This window comes from Rhodococcus sp. 852002-51564_SCH6189132-a, assembly GCF_001665495.1.
In the GTDB taxonomy this organism is placed as follows: domain Bacteria; phylum Actinomycetota; class Actinomycetes; order Mycobacteriales; family Mycobacteriaceae; genus Rhodococcus; species Rhodococcus pyridinivorans.
Map to the genome: position 1 here is coordinate 71,044 of NZ_LZMJ01000084.1, position 8,282 is coordinate 79,325.

Sequence of the window (8,282 nt, forward strand, 5' to 3'; positions counted from 1 at the left end):
GACTTCGACCATCCGCCACAGCAATTGCGGCGGCGAATAGCCAGGACGGTAGCGAATACGGGCATCAGGGCACGGTCCACGTGTTGTCGCCCCGCAGCAACTGCTGCAGGTCGGCGGTGCCGGACTCCCGCGCGGTCCGCACCCGAGCGCGCTCCGCGTCGTCGTAGGTCGTCCGCCCGACCTGCCGCACGATCCCCGTGACGACGTAACGGAGGTCCTGGTCCGACAGCCGCGACAGCGCGTACGCGTATTCGGGGTTGTCGGTGTGCGCGTCGTGCACGACGATGTCGGCGGCGTCCACCTCGGAGCGCTGCACCACACGCAGACCGAAACCCTTTCGGACGACGCATAGCTCGTCGTCGACGCCGAAGATGATCGGTTCGCCGTGCCGCAGCGGGATCAGGTGCGACGGCGCTTCGTCCTTGCGCAACACGTCGAACGAGCCGTCGTTGAAGATCGGGCAGTCCTGCAGGATCTCGACGAAGGCCGCACCGCGATGGTGTGCCGCCGCGCGCAGGACCTCCGTCAGTCCGGCGCGATCGGAGTCGAGAGCACGTGCGACGAAGGACGCCTCGGCGCCGAGCGCGAGCGACAGGGTGTTGAACGGCGCGTCGACCGACCCACCGGGTGAGGACTTGGTGACCTTGCCGACCTCCGAGGTCGGCGAGTACTGCCCCTTGGTCAGGCCGTAGATCCGGTTGTTGAACAACAGGATCCGCATGTTCACGTTGCGACGCAGGGCGTGGACGAGATGGTTGCCGCCGATCGACAGGGCGTCGCCGTCGCCGGTCACGACCCACACCGACAGATCCGGACGCGTCACCGCCAGACCGGTCGCGAGTGTCGGGGCGCGTCCGTGGATCGAGTGCACACCGTAGGTGTCGAGATAGTAGGGGAAGCGCGACGAGCATCCGATACCGGAGACGAACACGATATTTTCACGCCGGACACCCAATTCGGGCAGCAGGCTGCGGACCGTCGCGAGGATGACGTAGTCGCCGCAACCCGGACACCACCGCACTTCCTGGTCGGACGTGAAGTCCTTCGCCTTCTGCGGGTCGTCCGTCCGGGGCACACCGTCGAGTGCGTCGGTGTGCGGGCGGAGTCCGAGATCGTGGCCGAGGAGTCCGGTCATGCTCGTGCCCTCTCTGCTGTCGGGTCGAGTTTCGTCGACGAGGCGACCGCGGCCGGCGTCCGGGATCGTTCGGTGTCGGCGAGTGTTCCGGCGAACTCGGCTTCGATGGCGTCGTGGAGTTCGTCGGCGCGGAACGCCATGCCGGATACCTTCGTCACCGGCTGGATGTCGGCATCGAACCGCGACCGCAGCAGGAAGGACAGCTGACCGAGGTTCATCTCCGGGACCAGCACGCGCCGGTAGCGGCCGAGCACGTCGCCGAGATTCTTCGGCATCGGCGCCAGGTGCCGGAGGTGCGCGCGGGCGACGACATGCCCCGCTCGCCGGGCGCGACGCACGGCCTCCCCGATCGGCCCGTACGACGAACCCCAGCCGAGCACGAGCACCTCGGCGTCGCCGGTGGGGTCGTCGACGTCGAGATCCGGGACGTCGATGCCGGCCACCCGCGCGACCCGCAGTCGGGTCATCAGCTCGTGGTTGGTGTGGTGGTACGAGATGTCGCCGGTGCCGTCGGCCTTCTCGAGTCCGCCGATCCGATGCTCGCGACCTGCGGTGCCGGGTGTCGCCCAGTCGCGCGCGAGGGTGTCGGCGTGGCGGGCGTAGGGCAGGTAGCCGGGATCGTCGTCACCCGGCGACGCGGCGAAGCGCGGATCGATGCGGGGCAGGTCGTCGATGTCGGGGATCCGCCACGGTTCGGATCCGTTGGCGATCGCACCGTCGGACAACAGCATGACCGGGGTGCGGTAGGTGATGGCGATGCGCGCGGCTTCGAGTGCGGCGTCGAAGCAGTCGGCGGGTGACTGCGGAGCGACGATCGCGACGGGCGATTCGCCGTTGCGGCCGAACATCGCCTGCATCAGGTCGGCCTGTTCGGTCTTCGTCGGAAGGCCCGTGGACGGTCCACCACGCTGGACGTCGACGACGATCAGCGGCAGTTCGGTCATCACCGCCAGACCGATGGCCTCGGATTGCAGGGCGATCCCCGGGCCCGACGTGCTGGTGACGCCGAGCGCGCCGCCGTAGGACGCGCCGATCGCAGCGCCGATACCCGCGATCTCGTCCTCGGCCTGGAAGGTGTGCACGCCGAACCGTTCGAGCCTGCTCAGTTCGTGGAGGATGTCGGAGGCCGGGGTGATCGGGTAGGTACCGAGGAAGACGTCCATCCCCGCCGCGCGACCCGCCGCGACGAGACCGTAGGCGAGGGCGGTGTTGCCGGTGATCTGCCGGTACGTGCCGGGTGGCAGCGACGCGCGGGCCACCTCGTAGGTCGTGGCGAACGTCTCGGTGGTCTCCCCGTAGTTCCAGCCGGCGCGCAGGGCGAGGACGTTCGCGTGCGCGATGTCGGGTTTCGACGTGAACTTGCGCTCGAGGAACGTCTCGACCGGCGCGATCGGCCGCCCGTACATCCACGACAGGAGACCGAGCGCGAACATGTTCTTCGAGCGCTGCGCGTCCTTCTTGCCCACACCGGCGGGTTCGACGGCTCCGGCGGTGAGGGTGCTCATCGGCAGGGCGTGGACGGTCAGATGCTGCACGGCGTCGGTACCGAGCGGATCGGCGTCGTAGCCCGCTTTGCTCAGGTTCCGTTTGGTGAACTCGTCGCTGTTCACGATGACGGTGCCGCCTCGGGGCAGGTCGCCGACGTTGGCCTTGAAGGCCGCCGGGTTCATCGCGACCAGCACGTCGGGCCGGTCGCCGGCGGTGAGGATGTCGTGGTCGGCGATCTGGATCTGGAAGCTCGAGACCCCGGGAAGAGTGCCCTGAGGTGCGCGGATCTCGGCGGGGAAGTTGGGTTGTGTGGCAAGGTCGTTGCCGAAGGCCGCCGCCTCGGCGGTGAACCTGTCACCGGCGAGTTGCATGCCGTCGCCGGAGTCGCCGGCGATGCGGATGACGACCTGTTCGAGTTTCGCGCTCGACGCCATGCGCTCCATCGTGGCCCTCACGCGCGCATGTGCAACCGTTTCTCCCGAAAATTCTGCTCATCCGCTACAAGATCGGCTTTCCGCTACAGCAATTGCCGGCAATCACCGCAGCGGAAAGCCAACTTTGTAGCGAACGCGTCAGGAGCGGACGGTGTCGCCGACGAAGCTCAACGCCTGTGGCCACGACACGGCGTAGGCGTCGGCGTTGACGGGATTGCCGTGCCGGTCGCGGGAGGAGAAACCGTGTTCGGCGCCCGGGTAGACATGGGTGATGGTCGCGCCGGTCTCGCGCTGTTGCAGCGTCGCCTGCAGGTTCGCGAAGGTCTCGGCGCTCATGATCGTGTCGGCGCCGGCGTGCAGCACCATGACGGGTGCTGCGACGCGACCTGCCTGTTCGACGGCGTCGATCGTGTGGTTCGGGGCGGGTGGCACCGCGATCGACGGGTGGTAGGCCACGACATTCGCGACCCGCGTGTCGCGGGCGCCGAGGATCAGGGCGAGGCGTCCGCCGAGGCACCATCCGATCACGCCGACCTTCTCCAGGCGCAGTTCACCGAAAGCATGGTCGAGCAGGGTCGCCATCTCCGCGACGCAGTTCTCGTCGTCGAGGCCCCGCATCAACTCCACGAGTTCCTCGCGCGAGGTGTCGTCGGCGCTCGGTCCGTGCCAGGGATCCCAGACGAGCGCGGTCACACCGGTTCCGGCGATGTCGTGCGCGTACTCGCGGACCGGGGCGTCGATGCCGGTGATCATGGGCAGCAGCAGCATTCCTCCGGTGGCACCGCCGAGCGGCCTGGCCAGATAGGCGCGCAGACCTGCGATGTGAACGAATTCTGCCTCGATGTCGGTCATCGACCGTCCTTCCACTTTGCGTCGTTGATTCGTCATGATCTTCGTACGAAGTCGTTCAGCGGGCAGCACATCCACCCGTCACTGCAGCTCAGGGGCCGTCCGTCCCACCCACCAAAAAAGAACATCATTTCCGATCTGCGGTATCGTTCCTCTCGCACCGACGTACGGTTGGAGCACGGCAGACGGCTCGCTCGGAAGGGATACAGGCAGATGGCTCGCACCGTATTGGTCAGTGGTGGCACCGGCGGCCTCGGCAGCGCCGTGACGAAACATCTCCTCGACACCGGATGGCGGGTCGTGGTGCCGTGGCTGGTCCGTGACGAGCTCGAGCGCGTGGGCACGCATCCGAACCTGCAACTGGTCCAGGCCGACCTCTCCGACGAGCAGCAGCTCGAGGACGCCCTGAACCTGGCGTGCGACGATCCCGACGCTCCCCTCTTCGGCGTCGTCAATCTTGTCGGCGGCTTCGCCTCGGGACCGCGGGTGCACGAGACTCCGATCGAGGTCCTCGACTCCCAGCTCGATCTCAACCTGCGCACCGCCTATTCCGTCAGCCAGGCGGCGCTGCCCCACCTGATCCGCCGCGGCGGTGGATCGATCGTCTGCATCTCCACCGCCGCGACGCTCAATCCCTTCCCGGGCGGCGCCTCCTACATCGCTTCCAAGGCTGCGGTGTCGGCGCTGGTCGAGACGATGGCGCTCGAGTACCGCGACGACCACATCCGCGTCAACGCGCTGCTGCCCGTCGTCATCGACACCCCGGCCAACCGCGCCGCGATGCCCGACGCCGACACGAGCCGCTGGTCGAAGCCGGCCGACATCGCGAAGGTCATCGAGTTCCTGATCTCCGATGCGGGCGCCTCCGTCACCGGTGGTCTGATCCCCGTCACCAACGTCGGCTGACAACGTCAGACCGACTGGAGGCGACCGAGTTTCATCGAGCGTTCGAACGCTCGCCGTTCGGCGTAGTTCATGCCGCCCCACACGCCGTGCGTCTCTCCGGTGCGCACGGCGTGCGCTCGGCACGCGTCGATCACCGGACAGGAGCGACAGACCTCCTTCGCCTGCCGCTCGGCCCGGAGCACCGCACCGCGGCCGTCCTCGGGCTGAGGGAAGAACATCGACGTGTCCACCCCGCGGCACCGCGCCGCGACCACCCAGTCACGGTCCCCGGATCCGTACATCGCCGCCTCCTTGCCCATCGGGCCATCACGGACCCGCACTCGTCGAACGAGTATTTGTACGGCGATTTTTCGGTACCCGGCGGGGATCGTCAATCGCTGAGCAGGACAAATCCATCAGAATCGACGATGCCAGTCGCTTCGGATACCTATAAGCACCGGACGCTATGGCCGCACATTTGATGAGCGGACGAGACAGGGCGGATCAGCCGACGATGCCGGCCTTCTTCAGACCCGCGATCTGCTCGTCGGTGAGCCCGAGATCGGCGAGCACCGTGTCGGTGTGCTGACCGAGACCCGGAACCGCACCCATCGGCAGTTCGACGTCGCGGAAGTTCATCGGCGGCAGGATGCCGCGCACCGGACCCGCCTCGGTCTGCACCTCACGCCAGCGATCGCGCGTCGAGAGCTGGGGGTGCTCGATGAGCCCGCGCAGATCCCGCAGCTGCGCGGCGGGCACACCGGCGTCGGCGAGCTTGCCGTCGAGCTCCGCACTGGTGAATTGCTTGGTGGCCTGCCCGACCAGCGCATCGACGTCCTCGCGGCGACGCACCCGCTCGAGATTGGTGGCGTAGCGCGGATCATCGCCCAGTTCGGGCATGCCGAGCACATCGGTGAGCGTGCGCCAGCCCCGATCGTTCTGCACGCCGATGAGGATCTCGCCGTCCGAGGTGGGGTATTTGTCGTACGGCGCGATCGACGTGTGCGACAAACCCATCCGCGGCACCTGCCGCCCCTGATACATCTGCAGGTACATCGGATAACCGAGCCATTCGGCGGTCGCGTCGAACATCGACACGTCGATCGTCGCGCCGACGCCCGTGCGGTGCCGGCGCAACAGCGCCGCCTGGATGGAGGTGAGCGCATACATGCCCGCGGCGATGTCCGAGGTGGGGATGCCCGTCTTCACCGCAGTCTCGGGCGTGCCGGTGATCGAGCACAGGCCCGTCTCGGACTGCACGAGCATGTCGTAGGCCTTGCGGTCGCGCATCGGTCCGTCGGTGCCGTAACCGGACATGTTGACCACCACCAGTTCCGGGTGGTCGGCACGCAGGTCGTCGGCACCGAGTCCGAGACGCTCCACCGCGCCGGGAGCGAGATTCTGCAAGAAGACGTCCGCACCGCGGATCAGCGCCTTCACCGCATCGATGCCCTCGGGAGCCTTGAGATCCACCGCGAACGATTCCTTGCCGCGGTTGAGCCAGACGAAGTGTGCGGCCAGGCCGTGCACGGCACCGTCGTAGGCGCGCGCGAAGTCGCCGTCGCCGACGCGTTCGACCTTGACGACACGGGCTCCGAGGTCTGCGAGATGGCGCGTCGCGAGGGGCGCGGCGACCGCCTGTTCGAGGCTCACCACAGTGATGCCCTCCAGCGGCAGGCCGGCGGAAACCTCCACCTCGGTCCGATCGGTTCGGTCGCTCGTCACCTGATGTCCTTTCGCGTTCGCGGTTCCCCCATCCGGCGTCGCTGCATGTCTACCAGGACGAACACGGACTCCCCAGTAATACCTCTGCGGTATCGATTCGGGTCCTATTGGGTATTGGACTGGAAAGCCGAGCCCTGCCACTCTCTGTTGAGACGCAGACCACATTCCACCCGCCTCGTCCGGGGGCGTAGCAGACGGAGGGCGCATGAGTTCGTCCACACCCACCGATCAGGAGATCGCGAGGAAGGCCCGCAAGGCCGGTATCGCCTCCTTCATCGGCACCACCATCGAGTGGTACGACTTCTACATCTACGGCACGGCCGCCGCGCTGGTGTTCGGCCAGGTCTTCTTCTCGGACGAACTCTCGAGCGGTGTCGCGACCCTCCTCGCGTTCGTCACCCTCTGGGCCGGCTTCCTCGCCCGCCCACTCGGTGGCGTCATCTTCGGCCATCTCGGAGACCGCCTCGGACGCAAGAACACCCTCGTCATCACGCTCGTCATGATGGGCATCGCGACGGTGGGCATCGGTTTGCTCCCCACCTACGCGCAGATCGGAATGTGGGCGCCGGTCCTGCTGGTCTTCCTGCGCATCGTGCAGGGCGTCGCGGTCGGCGGCGAATGGGGCGGCGCCGTCCTCATCGCCAGCGAGAACGCCCCGAAGGGCAAGGGAATCCTGTATTCGGCGTTCGCGCAGCAGGGTTCGCCCGCCGGCAACCTGCTGTCGACGATGGTCTTCTTCTTCCTCGCAGCGCTGCCCACCCCGCAGTTCATGATGTGGGGCTGGCGCCTCCCGTTCCTGCTGTCGGGCGTGCTGGTCGTCATAGGCATGGTGATCCGCCTCGAGCTCGAGGAATCGGACGCGATGAAAGCCGTTCTGGCACGCAAGAAGACCGTCAAGCTCCCGATCAAGGAAGTGCTGCGCAAGCACTGGGTCCTGGTCCTGCTCGGCGCCGGTGCACTGCCCCTCGCCCAGGTGACCTATTTCAAGAACACCTTCGCGCTGTCGTGGGCGACGAGCGAACTCGGTTACGAGCGCGGCACCTTCCTCGCGATCATCGCCATCGCCCTCGTCGTGCAGTTCATCGTGCAGCCGTTCGGTGCCGTGCTGGTGTCGAAAATCGACATGCGCAGGGCCATGCTCCTGATGATCGTCCCGGAGCTGTTCCTCATGCCGGCGATGTTCTTCGCGATCCGCACCGAGACCTTCGCGGTCGCCGTGATCGGTATGTGCCTCGCGACGATTCCGCACTCGATGTTCTACGGCGCGATCGCCGGCATCCTGGCCCGCGCCTTCCCGGCAAACATTCGGTACTCGGGCCTGTCGCTCGCCTACCAGCTGTGCTCGCTGATCGTCGGTGGTGGCACCCCGGTTCTCGCCCAGTACCTGCTCAACTCGTCCGGTGACGTCACCGGCGTGGCCATCGCGGCGGCCTGCTACGCAGCGGTTTCCCTCGTGTGCACCCTGGCACTGCTCGAGCGCACCGGATACGACCCGAAGGCACCCTCGGTCGCCGAGAAGTCCGACGCCGACGAACTCGCCCTCGAGCAGTCGGAGGCGGCCGAGCACGACCGCCGTACTCCGGGAACCGACGACACCCCACGAGATCGCGTCCATGCCTAGGACGGATCGCTCGCACTCGGGGCCGGCCCCGCCCCACCCCCCCCCGCCCCCCGCCACAACCACAACCGCCAGCAAAAACACAAACCGGAGCAAACCACCCCCCCACCCCCCAAAGAACACACACAACCCCCCACCCACCCGTCGA

The 8,282-nt window shown here is 67.2% G+C and carries 7 protein-coding genes; 2 read left to right on the forward strand and 5 right to left on the reverse strand.

The window, feature by feature from the left end; genetic code table 11:
• Positions 1 to 64: 64 nt before the first annotated feature.
• The 3 genes from A5767_RS20650 to A5767_RS20660 form a co-directional block, all read right to left on the reverse strand.
• Positions 65 to 1,135, reverse strand: coding sequence for a 2-oxoacid:ferredoxin oxidoreductase subunit beta (locus tag A5767_RS20650; protein WP_064853046.1), 1,071 nt, complete (start codon positions 1,133 to 1,135; stop codon positions 65 to 67).
• Entirely contained in the window at positions 1,132 to 3,066 is a 1,935-nt protein-coding gene (locus tag A5767_RS20655; protein ID WP_064853047.1) for a 2-oxoacid:acceptor oxidoreductase subunit alpha, read from the reverse strand. Before A5767_RS20655 ends, A5767_RS20650 begins: the two co-directional genes overlap by 4 nt.
• A 129-nt stretch (positions 3,067 to 3,195) precedes the next feature.
• Positions 3,196 to 3,909, reverse strand: a complete 714-nt coding sequence (locus A5767_RS20660) for a dienelactone hydrolase family protein (RefSeq protein WP_064853055.1) — start codon at positions 3,907 to 3,909, stop codon at positions 3,196 to 3,198.
• Positions 3,910 to 4,119: 210 nt separating this feature from the next.
• Between A5767_RS20660 and A5767_RS20665 the strand changes: the two genes are divergently transcribed.
• A complete protein-coding gene (locus tag A5767_RS20665) occupies positions 4,120 to 4,812 on the forward strand; it encodes an SDR family NAD(P)-dependent oxidoreductase (RefSeq protein ID WP_064853048.1) in 693 nt (230 codons plus the stop codon).
• A gap of 5 nt (positions 4,813 to 4,817) precedes the next feature.
• Here A5767_RS20665 and A5767_RS20670 read toward each other — a convergent pair whose 3' ends face one another.
• Both A5767_RS20670 and A5767_RS20675 read right to left on the reverse strand, forming a co-directional pair.
• Positions 4,818 to 5,093 (reverse strand): WhiB family transcriptional regulator, encoded by a 276-nt coding sequence (locus A5767_RS20670; protein ID WP_269454697.1) that lies wholly within the window; start codon positions 5,091 to 5,093, stop codon positions 4,818 to 4,820.
• A gap of 202 nt (positions 5,094 to 5,295) precedes the next feature.
• Positions 5,296 to 6,516 carry a CaiB/BaiF CoA transferase family protein gene (locus tag A5767_RS20675; protein WP_064853050.1) on the reverse strand — a complete coding sequence of 407 codons (1,221 nt, stop codon included), beginning with the start codon at positions 6,514 to 6,516 and terminating at the stop codon, positions 5,296 to 5,298.
• 205 nt (positions 6,517 to 6,721) lie between these two features.
• Between A5767_RS20675 and A5767_RS20680 the strand changes: the two genes are divergently transcribed.
• The gene (locus A5767_RS20680) at positions 6,722 to 8,137 is read left to right on the forward strand and encodes an MFS transporter (protein ID WP_064853051.1); all 1,416 of its coding nucleotides are present in this window, start codon (positions 6,722 to 6,724) and stop codon (positions 8,135 to 8,137) included.
• Positions 8,138 to 8,282: the final 145 nt, after the last annotated feature.